This is a genomic window from Stenotrophomonas sp. PI_27 (assembly GCF_027854495.1).
GTDB lineage: Bacteria > Pseudomonadota > Gammaproteobacteria > Xanthomonadales > Xanthomonadaceae > Stenotrophomonas > Stenotrophomonas pavanii.
Map to the genome: position 1 here is coordinate 311,577 of NZ_JAJNOF010000005.1, position 25,855 is coordinate 337,431.

The 25,855-nt window shown below is 67.9% G+C and carries 22 protein-coding genes; 16 read left to right on the top strand and 6 right to left on the bottom strand.

Annotated elements, in window-relative coordinates; all coding sequences use genetic code 11:
• Positions 1–55 precede the first annotated feature (55 nt).
• Genes LRM18_RS09155 through gnd form a run of 3 tightly spaced genes read left to right on the top strand, consistent with a single transcriptional unit; the run spans position 56 to position 2,818 of the window.
• Positions 56–646, top strand: a complete 591-nt coding sequence (locus tag LRM18_RS09155) for a DUF2242 domain-containing protein (RefSeq protein ID WP_049467940.1) — start codon at positions 56–58, stop codon at positions 644–646.
• 17 nt (positions 647–663) lie between these two features.
• The gene (locus LRM18_RS09160) at positions 664–1,902 is read left to right on the top strand and encodes a hypothetical protein (RefSeq protein WP_270953753.1); all 1,239 of its coding nucleotides are present in this window, start codon (positions 664–666) and stop codon (positions 1,900–1,902) included.
• 10 nt (positions 1,903–1,912) lie between these two features.
• The gene (gene gnd / locus LRM18_RS09165; RefSeq protein WP_049467934.1) at positions 1,913–2,818 is read left to right on the top strand and encodes a phosphogluconate dehydrogenase (NAD(+)-dependent, decarboxylating); all 906 of its coding nucleotides are present in this window, start codon (positions 1,913–1,915) and stop codon (positions 2,816–2,818) included.
• A 192-nt stretch (positions 2,819–3,010) separates the two neighbouring features.
• Here gnd and LRM18_RS09170 read toward each other — a convergent pair whose 3' ends face one another.
• Positions 3,011–4,090 carry an oxidoreductase gene (locus tag LRM18_RS09170; protein WP_270953695.1) on the bottom strand — a complete coding sequence of 360 codons (1,080 nt, stop codon included), beginning with the start codon at positions 4,088–4,090 and terminating at the stop codon, positions 3,011–3,013.
• Between the two features lie 171 nt (positions 4,091–4,261).
• Between LRM18_RS09170 and LRM18_RS09175 the strand changes: the two genes are divergently transcribed.
• From LRM18_RS09175 to LRM18_RS09195, 5 genes are all read left to right on the top strand, one after another.
• Positions 4,262–4,645 (top strand): BON domain-containing protein, encoded by a 384-nt coding sequence (locus LRM18_RS09175; RefSeq protein WP_049467929.1) that lies wholly within the window; start codon positions 4,262–4,264, stop codon positions 4,643–4,645.
• Positions 4,646–4,838: 193 nt separating this feature from the next.
• Positions 4,839–6,656, top strand: coding sequence for an ATP-binding protein (locus tag LRM18_RS09180; RefSeq protein WP_053461397.1), 1,818 nt, complete (start codon positions 4,839–4,841; stop codon positions 6,654–6,656).
• The gene (locus LRM18_RS09185) at positions 6,653–7,093 is read left to right on the top strand and encodes a response regulator (protein ID WP_053461396.1); all 441 of its coding nucleotides are present in this window, start codon (positions 6,653–6,655) and stop codon (positions 7,091–7,093) included. Before LRM18_RS09180 ends, LRM18_RS09185 begins: the two co-directional genes overlap by 4 nt.
• A 4-nt stretch (positions 7,094–7,097) precedes the next feature.
• Positions 7,098–8,609, top strand: a complete 1,512-nt coding sequence (locus LRM18_RS09190) for an ATP-binding protein (RefSeq protein ID WP_064239197.1) — start codon at positions 7,098–7,100, stop codon at positions 8,607–8,609.
• Between the two features lie 597 nt (positions 8,610–9,206).
• Positions 9,207–9,329 carry a hypothetical protein gene (locus tag LRM18_RS09195; protein ID WP_270953700.1) on the top strand — a complete coding sequence of 41 codons (123 nt, stop codon included), beginning with the start codon at positions 9,207–9,209 and terminating at the stop codon, positions 9,327–9,329.
• Positions 9,330–9,587: 258 nt separating this feature from the next.
• Here the strand turns inward: LRM18_RS09195 and LRM18_RS09200 are convergent, their stop codons facing one another.
• A complete protein-coding gene (locus LRM18_RS09200) occupies positions 9,588–10,331 on the bottom strand; it encodes a 20S proteasome subunit A/B (RefSeq protein ID WP_270953702.1) in 744 nt (247 codons plus the stop codon).
• Between the two features lie 91 nt (positions 10,332–10,422).
• Here LRM18_RS09200 and folK point away from each other — a divergent pair, with 91 nt between their 5' ends.
• Positions 10,423–10,908 (top strand): 2-amino-4-hydroxy-6-hydroxymethyldihydropteridine diphosphokinase, encoded by a 486-nt coding sequence (folK, locus tag LRM18_RS09205; RefSeq protein ID WP_049466693.1) that lies wholly within the window; start codon positions 10,423–10,425, stop codon positions 10,906–10,908.
• 58 nt (positions 10,909–10,966) lie between these two features.
• Here folK and LRM18_RS09210 read toward each other — a convergent pair whose 3' ends face one another.
• Entirely contained in the window at positions 10,967–11,704 is a 738-nt protein-coding gene (locus LRM18_RS09210; protein WP_049466695.1) for a pteridine reductase, read from the bottom strand.
• A gap of 59 nt (positions 11,705–11,763) precedes the next feature.
• Between LRM18_RS09210 and LRM18_RS09215 the strand changes: the two genes are divergently transcribed.
• Positions 11,764–12,948 (top strand): SAM-dependent methyltransferase, encoded by a 1,185-nt coding sequence (locus tag LRM18_RS09215; RefSeq protein WP_057494987.1) that lies wholly within the window; start codon positions 11,764–11,766, stop codon positions 12,946–12,948.
• The gene (locus tag LRM18_RS09220) at positions 12,945–13,337 is read left to right on the top strand and encodes a VanZ family protein (protein WP_103282023.1); all 393 of its coding nucleotides are present in this window, start codon (positions 12,945–12,947) and stop codon (positions 13,335–13,337) included. Before LRM18_RS09215 ends, LRM18_RS09220 begins: the two co-directional genes overlap by 4 nt.
• 105 nt (positions 13,338–13,442) lie before the next feature.
• On the opposite strand, the gene LRM18_RS09225 is transcribed toward LRM18_RS09220, so the two are convergent.
• From LRM18_RS09225 to LRM18_RS09235, 3 genes are all read right to left on the bottom strand, one after another.
• Entirely contained in the window at positions 13,443–15,800 is a 2,358-nt protein-coding gene (locus LRM18_RS09225) for a family 20 glycosylhydrolase (RefSeq protein WP_270953707.1), read from the bottom strand.
• Between the two features lie 111 nt (positions 15,801–15,911).
• Entirely contained in the window at positions 15,912–18,575 is a 2,664-nt protein-coding gene (locus tag LRM18_RS09230; RefSeq protein WP_057494989.1) for a TonB-dependent receptor, read from the bottom strand.
• 143 nt (positions 18,576–18,718) lie between these two features.
• A complete protein-coding gene (locus tag LRM18_RS09235; RefSeq protein WP_014038497.1) occupies positions 18,719–19,735 on the bottom strand; it encodes a glucokinase family protein in 1,017 nt (338 codons plus the stop codon).
• Between the two features lie 376 nt (positions 19,736–20,111).
• Here LRM18_RS09235 and LRM18_RS09240 point away from each other — a divergent pair, with 376 nt between their 5' ends.
• The 5 genes from LRM18_RS09240 to LRM18_RS09260 are packed head-to-tail and all read left to right on the top strand — an operon-like array spanning position 20,112 to position 25,759.
• Positions 20,112–21,401 (top strand): sugar MFS transporter, encoded by a 1,290-nt coding sequence (locus LRM18_RS09240; RefSeq protein WP_049466707.1) that lies wholly within the window; start codon positions 20,112–20,114, stop codon positions 21,399–21,401.
• A gap of 39 nt (positions 21,402–21,440) precedes the next feature.
• Complete coding sequence (locus tag LRM18_RS09245; protein ID WP_005411045.1) at positions 21,441–22,508, top strand: LacI family DNA-binding transcriptional regulator; 1,068 nt, start codon at positions 21,441–21,443, stop codon at positions 22,506–22,508.
• Positions 22,509–22,515: 7 nt separating this feature from the next.
• Positions 22,516–23,544: an SIS domain-containing protein gene (locus LRM18_RS09250; protein WP_270953718.1), complete on the top strand. Its 1,029-nt coding sequence runs from the start codon at positions 22,516–22,518 to the stop codon at positions 23,542–23,544.
• A complete protein-coding gene (nagA, locus tag LRM18_RS09255) occupies positions 23,544–24,692 on the top strand; it encodes an N-acetylglucosamine-6-phosphate deacetylase (RefSeq protein ID WP_053505134.1) in 1,149 nt (382 codons plus the stop codon). The genes LRM18_RS09250 and nagA overlap by 1 nt, the downstream gene beginning before the upstream one ends.
• Positions 24,692–25,759, top strand: a complete 1,068-nt coding sequence (locus tag LRM18_RS09260; RefSeq protein ID WP_270953720.1) for a heparan-alpha-glucosaminide N-acetyltransferase domain-containing protein — start codon at positions 24,692–24,694, stop codon at positions 25,757–25,759. Before nagA ends, LRM18_RS09260 begins: the two co-directional genes overlap by 1 nt.
• Positions 25,760–25,855 lie beyond the last annotated feature (96 nt).

Sequence of the window (25,855 nt, forward strand, 5' to 3'; positions counted from 1 at the left end):
TGCCGCACACGGCGGCGGGACTACCCTTGCCGCTACCGTCCTCGCAGGAGTACCCATGCGGGCCTCCCGTCTTTCCAGCGCTGCCGTCGCCTGTGCCAGCGCCCTGATCCTGTCGGCCTGTGGTGGCCGCGCCGCCGACAGCACCGTGCTGCGCGAGTCCTTCGACTCCGGCGACACCTTCTCGCGTACCGTCGAGGGACGCCCTGCGGAGGCCTGTGAAGCAGCGCGCCGCACGCTGCTCAGCCAGGGCTATGCCATCGCCCGTGCCGATGATGCCCAGGTGGAAGGCAACAAGAACTTCCAGCCGCGCGAGGACGATCATGAGCAGCTGGTGCTGCGCATCTCGTGTGCGCCGCGTGGCGGCCAGGCGCTGGTGTTTGTCAGCGCGGTGCAGGACCGTTACGCGCTGAAGAAGAGCCCGACGTCGGCCAGTGTCGGCGTGGGCGCATTGGGCTCAGTGTCGCTGCCGTTCGGCAGCAACGACGACTCGCTGGTGAAGGTGGCCAGCAGCACGGTCACCGATGCCGAGTTCTATCGCCGCTTCTTCCAGCGCCTGCAGCAGTACCTTCCCGCCGCGGCGGGCGCGCCATCGCCATCACCGGCCGCAGCGCCGGAACCCGCACCGGCGGCGACGGACCAGGGCTGAGCGTGCGCGGCAGGTTGCTGAGCGTGGCCCTGCTGCTGGTGCCATCGTGGGTCGTGGCAGCGCCGTCGCTGGACTGTGCGCAGGGCCTGCTGCAACGGCTAGGCTGGCGCTTCGAGGACGCGGTCGTGAGTGCACCGCAGGTACACGGCGGCGCAGTGTGCACGCGTGCGTCGCTGGCTGCGGCGCAGGCCGCCGGCGATCTGCAGGTGCGTTGGCCAGCGGCTCTCGCCCCGACCGCACGGCAGGCGCTGCTGCAGCAGCTGCTGGATGATCCGGCCACGCTCTGCGCCTACGCGTTCGAGCTGGGCGCAGCCACGCGGCGTGCGACGGAGGCGCTGGAGGGCAATCCCGGATTCCGGTTCTCCGGCCTGCAGCTGGGCTGGATCGGCTTCGGCGTGCGCGGTGCGCCGGCACAGGGGTGGCAGCGCACGCGCAGCCTCGGCCGTGGCTTCATGCCCAGTGCGGGCAACAGCCGCGCACTGGAGGCGTTCTATAGCGGGGCCGTGCGTGCCGAATGCGGTGTCGGTCGCCAGGTTGCGCAGCTGGCCACCCAGCGCGAGCTGTACGGCGACGCTGCGTTCGACGCCGGCTTTGCGGCGGATGAACTGTCGATCGGCACCTTCCTCGCGCTGCACCGGACCGACAGCATTCTGCTTGGCGCGCACGCGGGCGAGTTCTTCGCCGATGGCAAGGCAGTGCGCACCTCGGCGATGGGACGGCAGGCGTTCGTCGGCGTGCCCGGTTTCATCGAACATGTGTACGACAAAGGCACGCTGGACGACCTGAGCAACCAGGCCGAGAACTTCGTGGTGGTCGAGGTGGGCGAGGATGCTGCGCGGGCGCTGGCCACGCACGGCGGACTGGCCTGGTATGACCAGCGCAATGCCGAGGTGTGGGCACTGGCGCAGGACATACCGCGTACCGGCCAGCGCTACTTCGAGCGGCTGCTGTACGAGCGCGATCCACAGCTGCGCGCACGGCTGGCGCCGCGCTACCACGCGGCGCTGGCGCGCATGGACCAGCTGCTGGACGATCCGTTCTACCGGCAGTTCGTGATCTACGTGCATCCACGCGGTATACGTCCCATCGGCTACCACATCGCCCGGCTGCTCGACCGCAACCCGCGAACCCCGTTTTCGATCGACCTGGCGGTGCACAATCTGCACACCACGCTCTACCGGCGTTGGCGCGAGGCGCAACTGCGCCACTGCGCGGCTACCGGCAGGCCAGGCAGCCTGACCCTAGACCCCAACTGAAGGTGAAACAATGGATATTGCAATGATCGGCCTCGGCCGCATGGGCGCCAACATGGCCCAGCGCCTGCATCGCGGCGGCCACCGCGTAGTCGGCTACGACCCGGGCGAAGGCGCCCGCCAGCGCGCCGCCGAGGCCGGCCTGGAGGTGGTCGATTCGCTGGCCGCCGCCGTGGCCGCGCTGCCGGTGCCGCGCGTGGTGTGGCTGATGGTGCCGGCCGGTGAAACCGTCGACCAGACGCTGGGCCAGCTGACCCCGCACCTGGCCGAAGGTGACATCGTCATCGACGGCGGCAACTCCAACTACCAGGACTCGATCCGCCGCGCCAGGGCGCTGGCCGAGGACGATCTGGGCTACGTCGACTGCGGCACCAGCGGTGGCGTGTGGGGCCTGCAGGAAGGCTACAGCCTGATGGTCGGTGGCGAAGCGTCGGTGGTGGAGCAGATCGCACCGCTGCTGCGCACGCTGGCACCGGCCGAGGACCGGGGCTGGGGTCGTGTCGGCCCGTCCGGCGCTGGCCACTTCACCAAGATGGTCCACAACGGCATCGAGTACGGAATGATGCAGGCCTACGCCGAGGGCTTCGCGCTGATGGAGCGCAAGCAGGAAATGGAACTGGACCTGGCCCAGGTCGCCGAGGTGTGGCGCCACGGCAGCGTGGTGCGTTCGTGGCTGCTGGACCTGAGTGCCGAAGCCCTCAAGCGCAATCCGTCGCTGGATGGCATCGCACCGTACGTCGAGGATTCCGGTGAAGGCCGCTGGACCGTAGCCGAAGCAATCGCGTTGGACGTGCCTGCACCGGTGATCACGCTGTCGCTGCTGGAACGCCTGCGTTCGCGCGAATCCAATTCGTTCACCGACCGCCTGCTGTCGGCGATGCGCAATGAATTCGGCGGGCACGCGATCAAGAAGTCGTAAGCACTGCGGTGGGGTCAGAGCCCTTCGGCGTTGCCGAAGGGATCCGACCCCAGGCAGATCGGGGTCGGATCCCCTTTCGCAGGAAAGGGCTCTGACCTCATGCAGCCAGTCGAGCATGGCTCGACTCTACAAGAGCCTCACGGATAGCCGGCTTTTGCTGTTGCTGTTGAGGTTGCCGGCCAGCGGCCGGCACTACCGTTTCTGCGGGTGCAGGGCGCAGCCCTGCCGATCACCCAACGCGATCCGCCGCCCTTCGCGCGCGCTGTCCATGCCGGCTTGCAGCAGCCGCATCAGCTGCAGGGCCTGCACCGGGCTGACCGTGGCTTCGCCCTCGCCGTGCATCGCCGAGGCGAACTGTGCATACAGGCGGCGGTAGTCGCCGGGCAGATTGTCGACGGTGCTGCGCTGCACGTTGTCTTCGGCATCGCAGCGCACCAGCTCGCCATGCCGCGGATCAATGCCCCAGCCCGGTGCGCCCGGCGCAACGCCGCGGCGCAGCTGCGCCTCCTGTACGTCCAGTCCGTGCTTGATCCAGCTGGCGGTGCTGCCATGCACGCTGAAGTGCGGCGTCTGCGCTGCCACCAGTGAACCGGCGTGGACGATCGCCCGATGCCGCGGGTAGTGCAGTATCGCGTGGAAGTAATCGATGCCGCCGCCGCCTTCGCGCTGCACGGCCAGATCGGCATCGATGGCGTCGGGCCAGCCGAACAGCACCAGCATCTGGTCCAGCAGGTGCGGACCGAGGTCGTACCACAGGCCACTGCCGGGCCCGTCCTGTTCGCGCCAGCGGTCGCGCACCTGTGGCCGGTAGCGGTCGAAGTGCGCGTGGCACTCGGCCACGTCGCCCAAGGTGCCTTCGGCCAGCAGCGACTGCAGGGTGAGGAAGTCGGCATCGAAACGCCGGTTCTGGAACACGGTGGCGATGCGCCCGGCGTTGCGTGCCGCCGCCAGCACCGTTTCCGCTTCGGCCACGTCCAGTGCGAACGGCTTGTCGACCAGCACATGCTTGCCTGCCGCCAGCGCCGCGATGGCCAGTGGCGCATGCTGTTCGTTGGGCGTGGCGATCACTACGGCATCCACGGCCGGATCATCGAATACCTGCTGCGGCGTGGCACGCACGTGCACATCGCTGAACGTCCGCAGCAGCGTGTCGCGTTGTGAACTGACGATGCTGTGCAGCGCCAGCCCGGGCGTGTGCTGGATCAGCGGCGCATGGAAGACGCGGCCGGCGAGGCCGTAACCGATCAGGGCCAGTTGCAGGTCGGGGCGCATGGCAGGGCTCCGGCAATGGGGAAGGGCAGGGTAAACGACGATGGCGGACGATCCCAAACTGAACCATTGGCATCGCCGGGCTGCCGATTCACGGCAGCATGACCGCAACGCCACGCCTGCTCCACGTGCGCTTGTCCAGACTGGCAGCACATTCCGAAGGAGTACGACACGATGAGCAATACGACCCGCACGCTGATTGCCTCGGCCCTGACGCTGGGCCTGGCCATGTCCTCCTCGGCCGCATTCGCCAAGGATCCGGCCGCGAAGAGCCCGCCGACCAGTGCCCACCCGACCACCCATGCCGATCGCCATGACTCCAATGAGCCGGTGACCGACACCTGGATCACCACCAAGGTGAAGGCTGACCTGCTGGCCAGCAGCAACGTCCCGGGCACCGAGATCAAGGTGGAAACCGTGAACGGCGTGGTCAGCCTGAGCGGCGCCGTCGCCACGCAGGCGGAGAAGGACAAGGCAGTCAATACCGCCAAGGGCATCAAGGGCGTGACCCGCGTCGATGCCGCCGCGCTGAAGGTCAGCGCCGCCGCCAAGCGCTGAACAGCCACCACGCGTTGAACAGGTTGGGCGCCCCGCAAGGGGCGCCCACTCGCGTATGGGGCCGGCTGCGTGAGCCCGTTCAGCCTGCCGCGCATCGGGCTCCAGAGTTGTGACCGCCTGCGCTATATTGCCGGTTCCGCCGCAGCCGGGCTCCGCCCCGGGTCCCGCTCCGCGGCCGTGCTGACGAGGAACTATGGCGCTGGTTTTCAGTGACGACATCTGGGACCGCTGGCGGTTGCCGGCCCTGGCGCTGGCGGCTGCCGCGATCATCGTGGTGCCGTGGTTGACCCTGCGCAAACTGCAGCAGGACAGCGAAGAGGCGATGGCCTGGGTCAACCATACCCAGGCCGTGGGCGTGGCACTGCAACAGCTGCAGGCCGATGTGCGCGACGTCGAATCGGCCGCCCTGACCCTGTCCAAGGGCGTGGATGCGCCCGGCCTGCGCGAGCGCATGGCCAAGGCCAACGACATTCCCGGACGACTGGCCGAGCTGGGGCGGATGACCCGCGACAACCCCGAGCAGCTGATCCGCATTGGCCGCATCGAATCGATGCTGGACGGCCGCCTGGCGGTGGCACGCGAACTGGCCCGGTCCGAACCGAACAGCGACCAGCGCGAACTGGTGCAGGACCTGAGCACGCGGTACCCGATCCGGGGCCTGGTGGAAGAACTGCAGGCCAGCGAGCAGACGCTGCTGGCACGGCGTGCGGAGCAGGCCGCGCGCCAGCGCAAGCAGACCGAACTGGTCGCGTGGAGCTCGCTGGTGATCCAGCTGGCGCTGCTGGGCCTGGTGCTGTGGCTGCTGCAGCGGCAGATCGGCCGCCGCCTGCATGCCGAACGCCAGTCGCTGCGCTCGGCCGCGCGTGCGGCGTCGGTACTGCAGACCGTGCGCGAACCCATCGTGCTGCTCGACCGCGACCTGCGCGTGCAGCTGCACAACCCGGCGTTCGCCGAACTGTACGACCTGCAGGACGAGCGTGCCGATGGCCTGCTGCTGGAAAACGTCGGCGACGGCGCTTGGCGGGATACGGTGGTGCGCCAGCGCCTGGCCGATGTGTTGTCGCGTGGCCGCGAGCTCTGGGACTTCGAGCATGAGCAGCGTACCGCCGATGGCATGGTGCGCTACATGATGCTCAATGCGCGCCGCATGCCGCTGCCCGACACCGATGACGAGGTGGTGCTGCTGACCATCAGCGACGTCACCCTGCAGCGCGCAGTGCAGTTGCGCGTGGAAGAGCTGAACCGCCAGCTGGAAGGCAAGGTCGCGCAGGTGTCCGAGGTCAACCGCGAGCTGGAAGCCTTCAGCTATTCGGTCTCGCACGACCTGCGCGCGCCGCTGCGCCACGTGGCCGGATTCTCCGACAAGCTGTCGCGCCACCTTGGCGATGCTGCCGATGACAAGAGCCGCCACTACCTGGAGGTGATCTCCAGTTCCGCCCGTCGCATGGCGGCGCTGATCGACGACCTGCTGGTCTACTCGCGCCTGGGCCGTGCGGCGATGCGCCAGCAGGCCGTGGACATGCAGTCGCTGGTGGCCGATACCCGCGCCATGCTCGATGCCAACCTGCAGACCGAGGCCGAGAACAGCGGTCATGCGCACCGGGTGGAGTGGAGCATCGCGCCGTTGCCGATCGTGGTGGGCGACGAGAACATGATCCGCCAGGTCTGGCTGAACCTGCTTGGCAACGCGGTGAAATACTCGGGCAACCGTGAACCGGCGAAGATCCGCGTGGACTATCAGCCGCAGCCCGATGGCGGCCATCAGTTCACGGTCAGCGACAATGGTGCAGGCTTTGACATGGCTTACGCCGGCAAACTGTTTGGTGTGTTCCAGCGCCTGCACAAGGCCAGCGATTATCCGGGCACCGGCATCGGCCTGGCCAGCGTGCGCCGCGTGCTGACCCGCCATGGCGGCCGCATCTGGGCCGAGGCCGAGCCGGACGTCGGCGCCACCTTCCACTTCTACCTGCCTCCCGCGAACGACGCGGACAAACAAGGGCCTTCTGCATGACCACTCTGCGCACCATCCTTCTCGCCGAAGACAGCCCGGCCGACGCCGAAATGGCGATCGATGCCCTGGAAGAGGCGCGCTTGGCCAATCCCATCGTGCACGTCGAAGACGGCGTGGAAGTGATGGACTACCTGCTGCGTCGCGGCGCCTTCGCCGAGCGCGAGGAAGGCCTGCCGGCGGTGCTGCTGCTGGACATCAAGATGCCGCGCATGGATGGCCTGGAAGTGCTGCGGCAGATCCGCGAGCACGAGGAGCTCAAGCGCCTGCCGGTGGTGATCCTGTCGTCCTCGCGCGAGGAAAGCGATCTGGCCCGCAGCTGGGACATGGGCGTGAACGCCTACGTGGTCAAGCCGGTGGATGTGGACCAGTTCTTCGGCGCAGTGCAGACCCTGGGCAAGTTCTGGGCGTTGATCAACCAGGCACCGGAACTCGAGTGAGCCCATGCCCCTGACCGGTCCCGCCCTGGGGGCGCTGCGCATCCTGCTGGTGGAGGATTCACCGGAAGATGCCGAGCTGATGTCCGAACAGATGCTCGATGCGGGCCTGGACGCCCGTTTCGAGCGCGTCGAGAGCGAGGCTGAACTGCGCCAGGCACTGGCCGCGTTCCAGCCGGACATCGTGCTGTCCGACCTGAGCATGCCGGGGTTCTCCGGTGATGATGCGCTGCGCATCGTGCGCGAGACCTCGCCGGAAGTGCCCTTCATCTTCGTCTCCGGCACCATGGGCGAGGAGAACGCGGTGGCGGCGCTGCAGAAGGGCGCCAACGACTACATCATCAAGCACCTGCCGGCACGCCTGCCCTCGGCGGTCGCGCGTGCGATCCGCGATGCACGCAGTGCGGTCGAGCGCGCACGCGTGGAAACCGAACTGATGCGTGCGCAGCGGCTGGAAAGCCTGTCCCTGCTTGCCGCCGGGCTCAGCCACGACCTGCGCAACATCCTGCAGCCGTTGCTGATCATGCCGGACCTGCTGAAGGCGCGTACCGACGATCCGCAGCTGCACCACCTGGCCGATGTCATCGCCGAGTGTGGCCGCCGTGGCCACGAGATGGCCGAATCGATGCTGTCGTTCGTGCGCGGATCGCGCAAGCCGAGCGAGCGCATCGAGATCAAGGGCCTGTTCGATGCGGTGGCCCTGCTGTTGCGCAGCAACGTGCCCGATGCCGTGCGCCTGGAACTGTTGGTGCAGGATGAAGGGCTGGTGGTCGACGCCAACTACACCGAACTGCAGCAGGTGATGCTGAACCTTGCGCTCAACGCGATCCAGGCGATGCCCAACGGTGGCCGCCTGAGCCTGACCGCCAGCCATGCCGGCCAGCGCGATGGCGTGGACTGGATGCGCATCTGCGTGGCCGATGAAGGCATCGGCATGGACGCGGACACGTTGTCGCACCTGTTCAATCCGTTCTTCACCACCAAGGCCGATGGCACCGGCCTGGGCCTGATTTCCTGCAAGCGCATCGTGGAAGGCGCCGGCGGCAGCATCCATGTCAGCAGCCAGCCGGGGCAGGGCACCTGCTTCGAACTGCGCTTGCCCATGCACGAAGCCAGCGACGGTAGCGAGCCGATCGAACAGCTGGTGGCGTTGGGCAGTGGCCAGTCGATCCTGGTCGTCGACGGCGAAGCCACGCGCCTGTCGCTGCTCGGCAATGCGTTGTCCAGCCAGGGCTACCAGCTGCAGCTGGCGTCCGACGGCCCGGCGGCGCTGCGCTGGATGCAGCAGGAGGCGATGCCGGCCCTGGTGATCGCCGATGCCGGTTCCAAGCTGCTGCCGGCCAGCCAGCTGCTGGGCGAGATGGCCGCGTTGGGCTATCGCGGGCCGGCGCTGGTGCTGGAGGATGCCGCGGTGGCCGTGCCCGCCGATGCGTTCCCGCCCGGCGTGGAGGTGCATGTGCTGCGCAAGCCGCTGCAGATGCAGCAGGTGTTCCGCGCGGTGGCCGAAGCGCTGGGCTGATCTCGCGGTAGTGCCGGCCGCTGGCCGGCATCCCTGTGTGGTGGGATCAACGCGGTTGCCGGCCAGCGGCCGGCACTACCGGTCCAGGGTTTCCCAGGGGAAGCGCGGCAGCGCATCCACTGCCTGTTCCAGCCGCAGCCGATGCAGCTGGTCTTCCGCGCGGTGGCCGAAGCGCTGGGCTGATGCCACGGTAGTGCCGGCCGCTGGCCGGCATCCCCGTGTGGTGGGATCAACGCGGTTGCCGGCCAGCGGCCGGCACTACCGGTCCAGGGTTTCCCAAGGGAAGCGCGGCAAGGCATCCACTCCCTGTTCCAGCCGCTGCAGATGCAGCCGGTGTTCCGCGCGGTGGCTGAAGCGCTGGGCTGATGCCACGGTAGTGCCGGCCGCTGGCCGGCATCCCTGTGTGGGGGGATCAACGCGGTTGCCGGCCAGCGGCCGGCACTACCGGTCCAGGGTTTCCCCAAGGGAATCGCGGCAAGGCATCCACTGCCTGTTCCAGCCGCTGCAGATGCAGCAGGTGTTCCGCGCGGTGGCTGAAGCGCTGAGCTGATGCCACGGTAGTGCCGGCCGCTGGCCGGCATCCCTGGGGTCGGGTCAATGCGGTTGCCGGCCAGCGGCCGGCACTACCGTCCGGCGGTTTCCCAGGGGAATCGCGGCTACCTGTTCCAGCCGCAGCAGATGCAGCAGGTGTTCCGCGCGGTGGCCGAAGCGCTGGGCTGATGCCACGGTAGTGCCGGCCGCTGGCCGGCATCCCTGTGTGGTGGGATCAACGCGGTTGCCGGCCAGCGGCCGGCACTACCGGTCCAGGGTTTCCCAGGGGAAGCGCGGCAAGGCATCCACTGCCTGTTCCAGCCGCAGCAGATGCAGCCGGTGTTGCGCGCGGTGGCCGAAGCGCTGGGCTGATACCAGGGTAGTACCGGCCGCTGGCCGGCATCCCCGTGTGGTGGGATCAACGCGGTTGCCGGCCAGCGGCCGGCACTACCGGTCCAGGGTTTCCCAGGGGAAGCGCGGCAGCGCGTCCACCGCCTGTTCCAGCCGCCGCGACCAGTTCTGGTGGATGTCGGCATACAGCGTGGAATCCGCGCCCAGCCGCAGCTGCTGGCCGATGCGCAGTTCGCCGTCGCGCAGCAGCGCCAGATCGATCGGCAGGCCCACCGACAGATTGGAACGGATGGTGGAATCGAGCGACACGATTGCCGTACGCGCGGCATCCTCCAGGTGCGTGGCCGGGCTGAGGATGCGGTCGAGGATCGGCTTCCCGTACTTGGATTCGCCGATCTGCAGGTAGGGCGTCTCCGGCGAGGCGGCAATGGCGTTGCCGAGCGGGTAGATCATGTACAGCCCGGGCCGCTCGCCGGCGATCTGGCCGCCGAAGATCAGCGTGGCCTGGGTGTTGACCCCGTCATGGCCGTGTTCGCTGTGGCTGCCGTGCACCTGGCTGTCCACCAGCAGCTGGCCCACATACGCGGCGGCTTCGAACAGGTGGGTCATGTCGCGCAGGTTGGGCACGCGTCGCTCTGCGGCGTCGCGGCCCAGGCGCGACACCAGCAGCTGGGTGGTGGCCAGGTTGCCAGCCGCCATCAGCACGTAGGCTGCCTGGCCGGGATACTCGAACACGTGCAGCTTGCGATGCACGCGCACATCGTCCAGCGAGGCATTGGTCCGGGTGTCGGCAGCGAAGACCAAGCCCTCGTCCACCTCGATTCCAACGCAATAGGTCATGTCGGTGCCCTATCATGTGCGTCCCGGATTGTAGGCAGGCCGCCGTGACGACGGCATGTCCACGCCCCCCAAGTGCCGTCACCTGAACCGCATGACCACCGTGCTCCTGAGCCTGGGCAGCAACGTCCAGCCCCGCCGCTACCTCCACGCCGCGGTGACGGCCCTGCGCGAGCGCTTCGGCGCGCTGCAGGTCTCGCCCGCCTACCGTACTGCCGCGGTCGGCTTCGATGGCCCGGCCTTCCTCAACAACGCGGTGGCGATCGAGACCGGCCTGCCGCTGCAGGAACTGGACGACTGGCTGCATGCGCTGGAGGATGCGCATGGCCGCGACCGCAGCGGGCCGCGCTTCTCCGACCGCACCCTGGACATCGACGTGGTGTTCTATGGCGACCTGGTGGTGGAAGGGCCGGGGCACCTGCGCATCCCGCGGCCGGAGCTGAAGCACGCGTTCGTGTTGAAGCCGCTGGCCGACATCGCGCCGGACTTCATCGATCCGGTCAGCGGACTGGACCTGGCCACGCTGTGGCGCGCGCACCCGCAGTTTGGCGAGGCGTTCGAGGTGGTTGACCTGGAATGATGGGGTTGCCGGCCAGCGGCCAGCACTACCGGTATGCCGGTCGCTGGCCGGCAACCTCTCAGCTGACCGTACGCCCGCCATCCACGCGCAGGGTATGGCCGGTCACGAAGCTGGCCTCGGCCACCAACCAGTACACCGCCTCGGCGATCTCCTCGACCGTGCCGATCCGCGCCAGCGGCGTGCGTGCCAGCAGCGCCTCGCGGGCGAAATCGTCCTTGCCCTGTTCCGGCCACAGGATCGCCCCCGGCGCGACCGCATTGACCCGCACCTTCGGTGCCAGCTCCAGCGCCAGCGCGCGGGTGGCCATCTCCAGCGCGGCCTTGGCCATGGTGTAGGCGATGTGGTCGCGCATCGGGTCGGTGCCGTGCAGGTCGGTCAAATTGACGATGCAGCCCTGCTGGCGGCGCAGGTACGGCGCCGCCGCCTGTGACAGCAGCAATGGCGCGCGTGCGTTGACCGCATACAGCGCGTCCATCGCCTCAGCGGTGACCTGGCCGAGCGGAGTGGGGAAGAAGTTGGACGCGTTGTTGACCAGCGCATCCAGGCGGCCGAAGTGGGTAACCGCCTGTTCCACCAGGTCGGGCAGGGCGTCGGCGTCACGCAGGTCGGCCTGCAGGGCCAGCACGCTGCCGGGGCGCACGTTGTCGAAATCGAACGCGGCCTGCTGCAGCTCGGCGCTGGAGGTGTGGGCGTGCAGCACCACCGACCAGCCGCAGGCATGGAACTGGCGGGCGATGGCCGCACCGATCCGGCGTGCGCTGCCGGTGATCAGGACCACGGGGTGGGTGTCGCTCATCGAGGGTCCTCCAAGGGTCGGCTATCCTGTGCACCATTGTCACCGCATTCGAAGACGCCATGCAGCCCACCTTCCCCCTGCCCGAAGCCGATGCCCTGGCCCACAGCGACCAGCTGGCGGCCGCCCTGCGCGCCGAAATCCTTGCCCAGGGCGGGGCGATGCCGTTTTCCCGCTTCATGGAGCTGTGCCTGTATGCCCCCGGCTGGGGCTATTACAGCGCGGGTGCCAGCAAGTTTGGTGGCAGTGGCGATTTCACCACCGCGCCCGAGCTCGGCAGCCTGTTCGCCGGCAGCGTAGCCAATGCGCTGGCGCCGGTATTCGCACAGCTGGGCGCGCAGTCGCGCCTGCTGGAACTGGGGGGCGGCACCGGTGCGTTCGCCGAGGCGGTGCTGCTGCGCCTGGCGGAACTTGATGCACTGCCGTCGCGCTACGCCATCCTTGAACCCAGCGCCGACCTGCGCGAGCGCCAGCAGCAACGGCTGCAGCAGAACCTGCCGGTGGAGCTGGCCGCGCGCGTGGACTGGGTCGACCGCCCGTTCGAAGAGGACTGGGAGGGCGTGGTGTTTGCCAACGAAGTGATCGACGCGCTGCCGACGCCGCGCTTCCTCATCCGGGATGGCGAGGTCTACGAGGAAACCGTGGAACTGGATGCCGAAGGCAACTTCATCCGTGGCGCGCAGCCGGCCGACATCCTGCTCAACGGTGCGGTGCGCCACATCGAGCGCTACCTGGAGCGCCCCTTCGCCGAGGGCTACCGCTCCGAGGTGCTGCCGCAGCTGCCGTACTGGTTGCAGGCAGTGGCGGGCGGCCTGCAGCGCGGCGCGATGCTGTTCATCGACTACGGTTACAACCGTGGCGAGTTCTACCAGCACGACCGTGATGAGGGCACCGTGCGCGCGTTCTACCGCCACCACGTGCACAACGACGTGCACCGCTGGCCGGGCCTGCAGGACATCACCGCGTCGGTGGATTTCACCGCGATGGCCGAGGCCGGCATGCACGGCGGTTTCGAGCTGGCGGGCTACTGCAGCCAGGCCAGCTTCCTGCTCGGCAACGGCCTGGACCAGGTGCTGTCGCTGGCCGAGGAGCGGACCGATGAAGTCGGCCGTATCCAGCTGCGCGACCAGGTGAAGAAGCTGACCCTGCCGACCGAGATGGGGGAGCGCTTCCAGGCGATCGGCCTGCAGCGCGGCGTCGACTTCGAGCCCGCCTTCGAGCTGGGTGACCTGAGCTGGCGCCTGTGAGCGATGCGCTGCCGCTGATCAAGCCGCTGCGGCGGCCGCGGCTGTGGACCGCGCTTTGGACATTGGCGGTGCTGCTGGTGATCGTGGTCTGCCTGATCCCGCCGCCGCCGATCCCGCTGCCGGAAAACGGCGACAAGGGCGAACACGTCCTCGCTTACTTCATCCTGGCCGGCAGCGCGGTGCAGCTGTTCCGTCGCGGTCGTCCGCTGCTGTGGGTGGCCGTGGGCCTGGTGCTGATGGGGATCGGCATCGAGTTCGCGCAGGGTGCATTGACCGATGACCGCATGGCCGATCCGATGGACGCCATCGCCAACACGGTGGGCGTGCTGGCGGGCATGGGCACGGCATTGACCCCCATGCGCGACCTGCTGCTGCGCTGGCGCGGGTAACGTCGTGCCAACCCAGGTTGGCACCTAACCGTAGATCCACGCCATGCATGGATGAAGTGCCCGAGGTGCCGACCAAGGTCGGCACCCACCCGGACAGGCCTGCCGTCATTTCCGCAGCGTGACCTCATCCAGAACCCACATCGCCGGGCGCGTGTCGCCGGTGAAGTTGATGCACAGGTCAGCGGTGCCCTGCGTCCGCTTCGGCAGCGCCGCACGCAGCGTCACGAAGCCATCGGCATCCGGCTTGGCCGGCAACGGCACTTCCGCCAGCACCTTGCCGCTGCAGTCGCCACGACGAACCAGCATCTCCCCATGCGCGCGCTTGGGCTTCTCGAAGCGACGCTTGGGCTCGTCGTGGGCCAGCTGGAAGTAGTACGGAATGCGCCCCGCGCGGACTTCCACGCTGCCGATGCCGTCCAGCTGCGCCTGCGGCCAGCGCCAGCACGGCTGGAAGATGTCCACGTTGAACACCGCACGCGTTCCCTCGCGCGGGCCATCGTCTTCCAGGCGCAGCACCAGACCCTTCTTGCCCACGCAGCTGAGCAGTTCATCGCTGCGGCGGCTGAGCAGCGATTGTGCGCTGAACGCTGCGACCGTCGGCTTCGCCGCCAGCATCTGGCCCTGGTAGAACGCGGCGGCCTGTACGGTAGCAGGCAGCTGCGCGGTCAGCGGCTGCTGGTACAGCGGCGACTGCGCCGTCACCGGCTGGCCATCGGTGCTGTAGCGCACCTCATAGCCCAGCGGGTTGGCCAGCGACACGGTCACGGAGTTCTTCGCGCGATCATCGGTGTAGTCCACGCCCACTTCGAACGGCGTCTGCGCGTAGGCCAGGCCCCAGGCGCGGTAGCGTTGCAGCTGCGCGGGCAGGCGCGCGAGGAAATCGCGGAAGTCACGATGTTCCGGCGTGCTCCAGCCGGTCTCGGCCACTGCGGCCAGGCGTGGGAACAGGTTGTGCTGCAGGCGCGCGTAGGTGCGCGTGTGTTCGGTGAACATGTTGGCCTGCAGGCCCAGGATGTGCTGGCGCTTGTCGGCCGCAAGCTCGGCCGGCACCGGTTCGAAGTTGTACAGCTTGCCGAGGTTGACCTGGGTCGGGCGGCCGGGAGGTTCGTTCGGCGAGGCCGTCTGCAGGTAGTCCAGATACAGGTAGCCGACCGGCGACATGACCACGTCATGGCCGGCACTGGCCGCGGCCAGGCCACCTTCGGTGCCCTGCCAGGACATCACCGTGGCCTGCGGCGGCAGCCCGCCTTCGAGGATTTCATCCCAGCCGATCAGGCGCCGGTCGTGCTCCTCCAGGAAGGTCTCCAGGCGCTTGATGATGTGGCTCTGCATGGCCATTTCATCCTTGATGCCCAGCGCACGCATGCGCTGCTGGACCTGCCTGGAGGCTTCCCACTGGTCCTTGACCGCCTCGTCGCCGCCGACGTGCACGTACCTGGCCGGGAACAGCGCAATCACCTCTTCCAGCACGTTTTCGAGGAAGGTGACGGTGCTGTCTTCGACGTTGAACAGGTTCGGGAACACGCCCCATTCGCTGATCGGCTTCAGCGGGGTATTGATCGAACCCAGTTCCGGGTACGCGGCAATCGCTGCGGTCGCGTGCCCCGGCACATCGATTTCCGGAATCACCTGGATATGCAGCTTCGCGGCATAGGCGATCACTTCGCGGATCTGGTCCTGCGTGTAGAAGCCGCAATACGGATGCTCCTTGCCAGTGACCGGATCGATGCCACCGTCGCCGGCCGGCAGGCGGCAGCTGCCCACCTCGGTCAGCTTCGGGTAGCGCTTGATCTCCATGCGCCAACCCTGGTCATCGGTCAGGTGCCAATGGAAGGTGTTCAGCTTGTGCGCGGCCATCGCATCGAGCACGCGCTTGATCTCGTCCAGGCTCTGGAAATGCCGTGCCGAGTCGAGCATGAAACCGCGCCAGCTGAAGCGTGGCGCGTCCTGGATCTGCACTGCCGGCAGCACGCCGTTGCTGCCGCCGGTGGCGAGCTGTGCGAGGGTGGTTGCGCCATAGAACAGGCCGGTTTCGTTGCCGGCCTGTACCACGACGCCCTGTGCGGTGCTTTCCAGCGTGTAGCTCTCACCGCTGTCGCGGAAGGTGGGCACGATCTGGAAGCGGATGCCACCGGTCCTGGCCGCCGTCTTGCCCTTGGCCAGCGCCAGGCGCGGGCCGCCACTGCGCGCCAGCAGGTCGGCGAACTGGCTGGCGACGCGCTGTGCGGCCTCGCCTTCGGCCAGCAGCACGGTATCGCCGCGCACGGTGATGCCGCTGCCCTGGCCGCGTTGCACAGTGGCTGGCGCGGGAATCAGCATCAGGCTGCCGGTGCGCAGCTGCGGGCCGGGGGCTTCGGTGGCGGGCGTGGGATCGGCGGCCAGCGCCGGCAGTGCCGGCAGCAGGGCGATCAGGCTGCCCAGCAGCAGCGCGCTGCGCATCCGGGCGCGGGAAGGCTTGACCATCGGAACGACTCCTTGGAACGGTGCGATGAACGCTATACATGAAAAACGCCGGGCCCGGAATGACCCAGGCCCGGCGTGCGTGCACGACTCGGCGATGTTGCTGCCGCTGGATCAGTACTTGAAGCGGAAGTTGAGGTAGTACTGGCGACCGTTGCTGTAGAACGAGGTCGGGATGGCCGCGGTCTGGTAGTACTTGTAGGTCGGGTTGTTGAGGTTCAGGCCATCCAGGCTGATGCTCAGCCAATCGGTGGCCTTGAAGCTCAGCGATGCCGACAGCGTGCCGAAGTCATCCTGGTAGTACGGATTGGTACCGGACAGGCTGATCAGGAACGAGGAACGGCGGGTGTAGCTGACGCGGGCACCGAAGCGCTCGTTCTCGAAGTAGGCACCCACGTTGTAGGTGTTCTTCGAGGTGCCCAGCAGGTTGTGCGAGCCATCCGACCAGGTATGCGAGGTGGTGCCGTTGGCATAGGTGTAGTTGGCATTGATGCCGAAGTACTCGCCGATCGGCTGCTCGTAGGCCACTTCCACGCCGGTGACCTTGCCGTCGGCATTGATCGGGGTGGAGATCTGGTAGGTCTCGAGCTGGTTGGTCAGTTCGCTGTACAGCTGGCGCGAGACCACGTCGAAGGCGATGTAGTCCTTCAGGTCCATGTGATACGCGCCCACCGACAGCAGGCCGCGCGGCATGAAGTACCACTCCAGGTTGGCGTCCAGGTTGGTGGACAGGGTCGGCTTGAGGTTCGGATTGCCGCCGCCGCCGGTGCGGTTCAGGTCCGAACCGTACGAGGAGGCACCCAGTGCCGAATAGTCCGGCAGGGTCTGGGTCTGCGAGGCGGCGACGCGCAGCACCAGCGAGTCGTCCAGGTCGAACTTGATGTTGGCGCTGGGCAGCACACGGTTGCGCTTGTTCTGGAAGGCCAGGCGCTCCCACATGCCGAACAGGCTGCTGACATCGGCATCGGCGGCCTTGCTGACGGCGTTGTAGGTGTCGATGTCCTGCTTGATGTTGACGTAGCGCAGGCCGACGTTGCCGCTCCACCAGTCGCCGCGGAAGTTGGCCTGCACGTAGCCGGCGAAGTTCTTTTCCTTCACCTTCCATTCGGCGCCGTAGTTGTGGCGACCGGTCGGGCCATCATTGCCGGCCAGCCAGGTGGAGTTGTTGGTCACCGCGTCCTTCAGCGCGCCCGGCGTGAAGTACCAGAGGTTGCGCGGGAAGGTGCCGCCGATGTCGCCGGCAAAGCCGCTGGGATAGTTGGCCGTCGCGCCGTTCTTCAGTGCGCTCCAGATGTCACCCGGCGTTGCGCCTTCCGGCGACAGTGCTTCGCGCTTGTGGTCGGCGAAACGCAGGCCGAAGTCGATCGAGCTCAGCACGCCGCCATCGTTGAAGTACTGGTTGAAGTCGAGCGTGGCCCACTTCTCCTTGTCTTCGGCGGTGACCTGCTGGTTGCCCCAGGTGCCGAAGCTGGTCACGCCGTTGGGCGAGATGTCGCCGCCGACGTTCCAGTCGATCGGCGAGCCATTGCCGTGGGTGGCCCAGCTGGCGCCGCCGCCGTTGGCCAGGGTGACTTCGGCGATGTACTGGCGCGGCGTTTCGCCGGTGCCCTTGGTGCTGCCGGCCTGGAACTTTGCCGTCAGGCTGTCGTTGATTTGCCAGTCGGCATCGAAGGTGACATAGCTCGACTTGGCCTTCGACTCACGGTAGATCATGTCGTACACCGCGTAGTCGGTGCCCGGCACGCCCCGGTAGGTGGCATTGGTCAGCACGCCATCCTTGACCACATAGCCCGGATCCGGCGCCTGCGACTTGGCGAAGCTGTTGCCGAACATCATGAAGTTGCGGTTGTAGTTGTTCGCCTTCAGCTCGGAGCTGAAACCATTCAGGCCGAGGGTGAGGCTGTCACTCGGCTTGAACTGCAGCGAGACCAGGCCGCCCTTGCGCTCGCGGGTCTGTTCGAACAGGGTCGAACCCAGCAGGCCCGGAACGTTGACGCCGATCAGGTCCGGATTGGTCCTGGCGACCGGATCGTTTGCGCCGATCTTGAAGAAGCCACCCGGGATTTCCTGCGCTTCACGGCGCAGTTCGCGCTTCTGGCTGAAGCCCTGCACCATCACGCCGAAGGTGCCTTCGTCGTTCTTGTAGTTGAACAGCGCCGAATACTGCGGGTCGTTCGACTTGGCCTGGTCCGAGCGCACCAGGCCGATCGAGCCTTCCGCGGTGAACGGCTTGGAGAACTCCAGTGGCTTGCGGGTGATGATGTTGACGGTGCCGGTGGTGCCGCCGTCCTGCAGCTTGGCCTGCGAGGACTTGTTCACTTCCACCGAGCTGACCAGTTCGGACGGCAGCAGCGAGTAGCTGACGCTGCGGCCGACGTTGTTGCCCTGGCTGAGCACGAACCAGTCGGCCGAACCGACGGTGTGGCCGTTGATCAGGGTCTGGGTCAGGCTCGGGCTGGTGCCGCGCAGGCTGACACGGTCGGCTTCGTCGAAGCCGCCTTCATCGGCGCTGGAGGAGCTGATGTTGACGCCCGGCAGGCGCTGCAGGGTGTCGGCAACGTTGTGCGCCGGCAGCTTGCCCACGTCTTCGGCGGTGACCACTTCCACGCGCGCATTGGCTTCGCGCTTGGTGTCCAGCGATTTTTCCATCGAGCCACGGATGCCGGTAACGGTCACGGTGTCCAGGTCGGTGGCGGTCGGGGCAGCCTGCTGCGCGTGCGCACTGAAGGCGATGCAGCTGACGATGGCGGCCGAAAGCAGGGTCTTGCGGGTGTTCATGATGTCTCTCCTCATCACTCGATTGGATGCCGGCGGCGGTGTTCGATAACGGTTGCGATGACATGCGCGGGGCGGCGGCGAAGTCCCGTGCGTTGGCGTGCCACGTACTGCGTGCTGCGATTGCGTTGAAGCCTGTTGCGGTGTCAGGCCGCGGACTGCTGCAGGTACCAGCTGGCCGCGCCCACCACGCCCAGCTGGCCGTGCTCGACGACCTTCACCGGGATGCGTGCCAGCGCTTCGCCCATCGGTCCCTTCTGCAGGTAGCGCTCGACGAACGTGCTGGCATGCAGGTATTCGCGGATCTGCGGCAGGATGCCGCCGGCCAGGTAGACGCCCCCATGCGCGCCGTAGAACAGCGCCATGTCACCGATGGTGCTGCCGAGCAGGCCGCAGAACACATCCAGCGCCTGGCGCGCGTGCGCATCGGTATCGGCCATGGCCGCAGCGGTGACCGCATCGGGGCTGGCCAGCGTCGGCGCCTGCCCCTGCAGCGCGCAGACCGCGCGGTACAGGTTCATCAGGCCCGGGCCAGAGATCGCATGCTCGATCGACACATGGGCGCGATCACGCTGCATGTGGCGGACGATGGCCATTTCCAGTTCGGTGCTGGCCGCCAGGGTCGGCTGGCCGGCTTCGGTGGGCAGCACCACCGGGCCGTGCGCGGTGGGGATCCACAGCGCGGCGCCCAGGCCGGTGCCGGGGCCGACCACCAGGGTCGGGCCACGCGCGGCGGTGTCCGGGCCGCACAGGTGCAGCACGCCGCTGGCGTCGACCTGCGCGGCAGCGTAGGCCACCGCCTCGAAGTCGTTGACGATGTAGACCCGCTGCAGGCCCACATCGGCTTCCACCTGGCGCGCCGACAACGGCCACGGCAGGTTTGCGGTGATCACGGTGCCGTCCTCGCGGGCGTAGCCGGCGCTGGCGACCACGCAGTGCGTGGGGCGCGGGCCTTCGCCCAGGAAGTCGGACAGGATCGCGCTGAGACCGGCGTGGTCGGCGTTGCGGTACTTGCGGTATTCCAGCACCTGCACCGGATGGGCGGCATCGCCGCTGGCCTGGACCCGGGCCACGCGCACATGGGTGCCACCGACGTCGGCGGCCAGGAACGAGGGCGCGACGCGGGACAGGACATGGGCCGGGGCGGGGTGGCTGGCGGTCACGCGGGCTCCTGCTGCAGGTGGGGCCGGCCCAGGGATCGGGAGCGGCGATTGGGCCGGAGTCTGTAACCGCGCTGACAACGATGTCAACGAGTTCGTGACACTTTCGTTGCTGCGCCGCAACGAATGCGCCACGTGGTAAACGTTTACATGGCGTGAATGCGGGATTCACGCGTGAACCGTTGTGCCATGGGGCTCAAGCCGCGCGGCGCATTCAGCGGGATGCACGGCCACTCCCTTGCGCAGTGCAACATGGCGCGCAGGGGGCGTCGGATGGAAGTTGACAAACCGCCGTTGTCCATCGAAAGAATGTGACAACGTTGTTCCCAGCCACTCTCCGACGCCGCGTTCTGCGGCCGTCGCCGCAGGAGCCCTCCTGATGTCCGCCGTCCCCGCTGCAAGCGCGCGCCCGAACGTGGCCACCTCCATCGCCATCGTCGGCGTGCTGTTCTTCCTGATCGGCTTCTTCACCTGGCTCAACGGTCCGCTGATCACCTTCGTCAAGCTGGCCTTCGAACTCAGCGAGGTCGGCGCCTTCCTGGTGCTGATGGTGTTCTACCTGTCCTACTTCTTCCTGGCCCTGCCAGCGTCGTGGATCCTGCGCCGTACCGGCATGAAGAAGGGCCTGAGCCTGAGCCTGCTGGTGATGGCCGGGGGGGCCGCCCTGTTCGGCGAATTCGCCACCCAGCGCTGGTACCCGGGCGCGCTCGGCGGCCTGTTCGTGATCGGCAGCGGCCTGGCCCTGCTGCAGACCGCGATCAACCCCTACATTTCCATCCTCGGCCCGATCGAGACCGCAGCGCGCCGCATCGCGCTGATGGGCATCTGCAACAAGATCGCCGGCATGCTCGCCCCGGTGCTGATCGGCACGCTGGTGCTGCATGGCATCGGCGACCTTGATGCGCAGGTGCAGGCGGCTGATGCGGTCACCAAGGCCGCGCTGCTGAACGAGTTCGCGGCCAAGATCCACACCCCGTACCTGGCGATGGCCGCGCTGCTGGTGGTGCTGGCGGTGGCCGTGCTGTTCTCGCCGCTGCCGGAAATCAAGTCATCCGAAGCCAACGCCACGCCGGTCGCCGCCGGTGCCGCCGAACGGCGCAGCATCTTCCAGTTCCCGCACCTGTGGCTGGGCGTGTTGTGCCTGTTCGTCTACGTGGGCGTGGAGGTGATGGCCGGTGATGCGATCGGTACCTACGGCCATGGTTTCGACCTGCCGCTGGACCAGACCAAGATGTTCACCTCGCTGACCCTGGGCGCGATGCTGGTCGGCTATGTCGTCGGCCTGCTGCTGATCCCCAACGTGGTGTCGCAGTCGCGCTACCTGACCTTCTCGGCCGTGCTGGGCGTGGTGTTCTGCCTGGGCGCCTGGGCCACCCACGGCTACGTCTCGGTGGCCTTCGTGGCCCTGCTGGGCTTCGCCAACGCCATGATGTGGCCGGCGATCTTCCCGCTGGCGATCCGCGGCCTGGGCCGTTTCACCGAGACCGGCTCGGCGCTGCTGGTGATGGGCATTGCCGGCGGCGCGATCATTCCGCAGCTGTTCGCCGTGCTCAAGCAGCACATCGACTTCCAGCTGGTGTTCGTGCTGCTGATGGTGCCGTGCTACCTGTACATCCTGTTCTACTCGGTGATCGGCCATCGTGCCGGCCTGCCGCAGGACAAGGCCTGATCGGCGATGATGGACGGCAGCCAACCCCAGGGAAAACCCATGCGCAGAGCGACCATCAAGGACGTTGCGGAGAAGGCCAAGGTCTCGCTGAAGACGGTCTCGCGGGTGATCAACAACGAACCTTCGGTGATGCAGGCCACCCGTGCGCGGGTACTGCGTGCCATCGCCGAACTCGACTACGAGCCCGATCCGTCCGCACGCAACCTGCGCAGCGGCACCACCTTCGTGATCGGGCTGGTCTACGACAACCCGAACCCGTACCACATCATCGGCGTGCAGAACGGCGTGCTGGCCGCCTGCCGCGAGACCGGCTTCGGCCTGCAGATCCATCCCTGCGATTCCAGCTCGCCGCTGCTGGCCGATGAGCTGGCCGACTGGGTACAGCGTTCGCGCCTGGCCGGGCTGGTGCTGACCGCGCCGATGTCCGAGCGCCGCGACCTGATCCAGGCGCTGACTGCGCGTGGCATCAAGCTGGTGCGCATCATCGCCGCCACTGAAGACCCGGCCGACGGTGCCTGCGTGTTCGTCGACGACCGCGAGGCCGCCTACGAGATCACCGAACACCTGATCCAGCTGGGCCACCAGCGCATCGGCTTCCTGTGGGGGGGCAGCTCGCACCGCTCCTCGGGCGAACGCTATGCCGGTTACGAAGCCGCGCTGAAGGACTACGGCATGACCGTGGACAAGCACCTGGTGGTGCAGGGCGACTACACCTTCGACGACGGCTTCCGGGGTGCGCGCCGCCTGCTGGCGCTGCGCGAGCCGCCCACCGCCATCTTCGGTTCCAACGACGAAATCGCCGCCGGCGTGCTGGCCGCTGCCAAGTCGGCCGGCATGAACGTGCCCTACGACCTGTCCATCGCCGGGTTCGAGGACAGCCCGTTCTCGCGCCAGTCGTGGCCGCCGCTGACCACCGCCAAGCAGGCCACCGAGGACATCGCCCGCCACGCCGCGCGCCTGCTGATCGCGCAGCTGCGCAGCGATGCCTACGACGATGCGCCGGCGCCGCTGCACAACCAGGGCTTCGTGCCGCAGCTGGTGGTGCGCGGCTCGACCGCGCCGATGCGCCCGGCCGGCGCACGCCCCCTTCCTTCCGATCCTGCCTGAGCCCGCCATGTCGCTGTCAGATCCCACGTCCACCCTGATGTTCGCCGAGGCCGCCGAAGCGGCCGACGTGGTTGCCCGCCAGTTCTCGCGCAACCACGCCACCCTGGAAACGCTGGCTGCCAGCCTGCGCGCCGCGCCGCCGCCGTTCGTGGTCACCTGCGCACGTGGCAGCTCCGACCACGCCGCTACCTACGGCAAATACCTGCTGGAGACCCAACTGGGCCTGGTGGTCGCGTCGGCCTCGCCGTCGGTGGGTTCGGTCTACGCCGCGCCGCTGCAGCTGCGCGGTGCGTTGTTCATCGTCATTTCGCAGTCGGGCAAGAGCCCGGACCTGCTGCGCAACGCCGAGGCGGCCAAGGCCGCCGGCGCGGGCGTGATCGCGCTGGTCAACGTCGAGGATTCGCCGCTGGCGCAGCTGGCCGACACGGTCATTCCGCTGCACGCGGGCGCCGAAAAGAGCGTGGCGGCGACCAAGAGCTACCTGGCCTCGCTGGCCGCGTTGCTGCAGCTGGCCGCGTACTGGAAGCAGGACAGCAGCCTGCGTGCAGCGCTGGACCTGCTGCCCGATGCGCTGCGTGAGGCCTGGCAGTGCGACTGGAGCGCGGTGACCGAGGGCCTGGTCGACGCCACCAACCTGTTCGTGCTCGGCCGTGGCCTGGGCCTGGGTGCAGCGCAGGAAGCCGCGCTGAAGTTCAAGGAAACCTGCAGCCTGCACGCCGAGGCCTACAGCTCGGCCGAGGTCAAGCACGGCCCGATGGCGCTGGTCGACCGCGGCTTCCCGGTGCTGGCCTTCGCCCAGCCGGACGAAACCGGCGCCGGTACCCGTGCGGTGGTCGATGAGTTCACCGCACGCGGCGCGCAGGTGTGGCTGGCCGGTGCCGGTGGCAACCTGCCGGTGGCCGCCGCGCCGCATCCGTTGTGTGCACCGTTGCTGACCGTGCAGAGCTTCTACCGCGCGATCAACGCGCTGGCGCTGCGCCGTGGCTTCAACCCGGACCTGCCGCCGCATCTGAACAAGGTCACGGAGACGGTGTGATGGCAACCGTGCTGCGCAACGCCCGCATCCTGGCGGGCGATGAGTTCCGCGACGACCTGGCGGTGGTGATCGAAGACGGCCGCATCAGCGCGCTGCTGCCCGATGCCGCGCCGCAGCTTGGCCACGCGGCCGAACAGGTGGACCTGGGCGGCGGCTGGCTGCTGCCCGGCTTCATCGACGTGCAGGTCAATGGCGGCGGCGGCGCGCTGTTCAACAACACGCCGGACGTGGCGGCGCTGCGCACCATCGCGCAGGCCCATCGCCGTTTCGGTACCACCGCGATGCTGCCCACGCTGATCAGCGATGACGTGGCGGTGATGCGCGAAGCCATCGGTGCGATGCGCGAGGCCATCGCGCAGGGCGTGCCGGGGGTGATCGGCATCCACCTGGAAGGCCCGTACATCGCGCCGGCGCGCAAGGGCACGCACGATGCCAGCAAGTTCCGCGTGCCGGATGAAGAAGAGATCGCACTGGCCGCGTCGCTGGACAACGGCGTGACCCTGCTGACGCTGGCGCCGGAGCGCGTGCCGCTGGAGACCATCCGTGCACTGGTCGAGCGGGGCGTGATCGTTGCCGCCGGCCACACCGCAGGCACCTACGAAGAAATCCGCGCCGGCCTGGATGCGGGCGTGCGCGGTTTCACCCACCTGTACAACGCGATGTCGCCACTGCAGGGCCGCGAGCCCGGCGCAGTGGGCGCTGCGCTGGAAGACCGCGACAGCTGGATCGGCATCATCGTCGATGGCGTGCATGTGCACCCGGCCAGCCTGCGCGTGGCACTGGCGGCCAAGCCGCGTGGCCGCCTGCTGCTGGTAACCGATGCGATGCCGCCGGTCGGTGCCGACGATCCCAGCTATGTGCTGTACGGTGAAACCATCACCGCCATCGATGGCGTGGTGCGCAATGCCGCCGGTTCGCTGGCCGGTTCTGCGCTGGACATGGCCACCGCCGTGCGCAATACCGTGCAGCTGCTTGGCCAACCGCTGGCCGAAGCCGCACGCATGGCGTCGACCTATCCGGCGCAGTTCCTCAACGTCGACGACCGCCTGGGCCATATCGCCGAGGGCTACCAGGCCGACCTGGTGCTGCTGGACGACGCCCTGCAGGTGCGTGGTACCTGGATTGCCGGACAGTACGAGGCCGCCTGATGAACAGTACGCCGCCACGCCGCCTGGGCTCGATCGATGCCCTGCGCGGCATCACCGTGGCGGCGATGCTGCTGGTCAACAATCCGGGTGACTGGAGTGCGGTGTTTGCACCGCTGCGCCATTCGGAATGGCACGGCTGCACGCCCACCGACCTGGTGTTCCCGTTCTTCCTGTTCCTGGTGGGCGTGTCGATGGCCTTCAGCGTGGCACCGCGCGCGCAGGATACGGCGGCGCGACCGGCGTTGGCGCGCGGCGTACTGGAGCGCGCGCTGCGCATCCTGGCGGCCGGTGCGCTGCTGCACCTGCTGATCTGGTGGGCGCTGCATACCCATCACTTCCGCATCTGGGGCGTGCTGCAAAGGATCGCGGTGTGCGCAGCGTTGGTGGGTGTGCTGGCGGTGTATGCGCGGCCGCGCATGCAGGTGGGCGTGCTGGTCACGCTGCTGGTGGGGTACACGGTGCTGCTGCTGGGCATCGGTGAGCTGGCGCCGTGGACCAACCCGGCCAGCCGCCTGGACACCACGCTGTTCGCCCCCTGGATCTACCAGTGGCAGGCCGATACCGGACTGGGCCACGACCCGGAAGGGTTGCTGAGCACGCTGGGTGCGCTGGCCAGTACCGTACTTGGCCTGTTGGCCGGTGGCCTGCTGCGCAGCGGACGTGCCGCCGCGCTGGCGGGGCTGGGTGCGGTGACCGCCGTGCTGGGCCTGCTGCTGGCCGGGGTGCTGCCGTTGAACAAGCAGCTGTGGACGCCCAGCTACGTGCTGTGGACCGGTGGCCTGGCCGCGCTGGCACTGTGGTTGGGCCACGTGCTGATCGACCAGAAGGGATGGCCGGCGCTGGGCCGGCGCTTCGGCGTCAATGCGATCACCGCGTATCTGGGGGCCTCGGTGATGTCGGTGGCGTTGATGGCCAGCGGTGCCTGGAGCTGGATCTGGCAGCAACTGGCCGCCGCGATGCCGCAGGCGCTTGAGCTGGCATCGATGCTGCAGGCGCTGGCGTTCGTCGCGCTGTGGTGGGGCGTGGTGTGGTGGCTGGACCGGCGCAAGATCTATTTGAAGATCTGATGGCACGGAGTCGGATCCCTTTCCGCAGGCAAGGGCTCTGACCCTACCCGGGAGGGCACCTCATCCACGCATGGCGTGGATCTACCAGGTGCGCCA

Coding starts and splice junctions, on each gene's coding strand:
- LRM18_RS09225 (WP_270953707.1), bottom strand. CDS start 15,800: ATGGTCAAGCCTTCCCGCGCCCGGATGCGCAGCGCGCTGCTGCTGGGC.
- gnd (WP_049467934.1), top strand. CDS start 1,913: ATGGATATTGCAATGATCGGCCTCGGCCGCATGGGCGCCAACATGGCC.
- LRM18_RS09175 (WP_049467929.1), top strand. CDS start 4,262: ATGAGCAATACGACCCGCACGCTGATTGCCTCGGCCCTGACGCTGGGC.
- LRM18_RS09230 (WP_057494989.1), bottom strand. CDS start 18,575: ATGAACACCCGCAAGACCCTGCTTTCGGCCGCCATCGTCAGCTGCATC.
- LRM18_RS09245 (WP_005411045.1), top strand. CDS start 21,441: ATGCGCAGAGCGACCATCAAGGACGTTGCGGAGAAGGCCAAGGTCTCG.
- LRM18_RS09170 (WP_270953695.1), bottom strand. CDS start 4,090: ATGCGCCCCGACCTGCAACTGGCCCTGATCGGTTACGGCCTCGCCGGC.
- LRM18_RS09215 (WP_057494987.1), top strand. CDS start 11,764: ATGCAGCCCACCTTCCCCCTGCCCGAAGCCGATGCCCTGGCCCACAGC.
- LRM18_RS09180 (WP_053461397.1), top strand. CDS start 4,839: ATGGCGCTGGTTTTCAGTGACGACATCTGGGACCGCTGGCGGTTGCCG.
- LRM18_RS09250 (WP_270953718.1), top strand. CDS start 22,516: ATGTCGCTGTCAGATCCCACGTCCACCCTGATGTTCGCCGAGGCCGCC.
- LRM18_RS09190 (WP_064239197.1), top strand. CDS start 7,098: ATGCCCCTGACCGGTCCCGCCCTGGGGGCGCTGCGCATCCTGCTGGTG.
- LRM18_RS09195 (WP_270953700.1), top strand. CDS start 9,207: ATGCGGTTGCCGGCCAGCGGCCGGCACTACCGTCCGGCGGTTTCCCAG.
- nagA (WP_053505134.1), top strand. CDS start 23,544: ATGGCAACCGTGCTGCGCAACGCCCGCATCCTGGCGGGCGATGAGTTC.
- LRM18_RS09260 (WP_270953720.1), top strand. CDS start 24,692: ATGAACAGTACGCCGCCACGCCGCCTGGGCTCGATCGATGCCCTGCGC.
- folK (WP_049466693.1), top strand. CDS start 10,423: ATGACCACCGTGCTCCTGAGCCTGGGCAGCAACGTCCAGCCCCGCCGC.
- LRM18_RS09200 (WP_270953702.1), bottom strand. CDS start 10,331: ATGACCTATTGCGTTGGAATCGAGGTGGACGAGGGCTTGGTCTTCGCT.
- LRM18_RS09185 (WP_053461396.1), top strand. CDS start 6,653: ATGACCACTCTGCGCACCATCCTTCTCGCCGAAGACAGCCCGGCCGAC.
- LRM18_RS09210 (WP_049466695.1), bottom strand. CDS start 11,704: ATGAGCGACACCCACCCCGTGGTCCTGATCACCGGCAGCGCACGCCGG.
- LRM18_RS09155 (WP_049467940.1), top strand. CDS start 56: ATGCGGGCCTCCCGTCTTTCCAGCGCTGCCGTCGCCTGTGCCAGCGCC.
- LRM18_RS09240 (WP_049466707.1), top strand. CDS start 20,112: ATGTCCGCCGTCCCCGCTGCAAGCGCGCGCCCGAACGTGGCCACCTCC.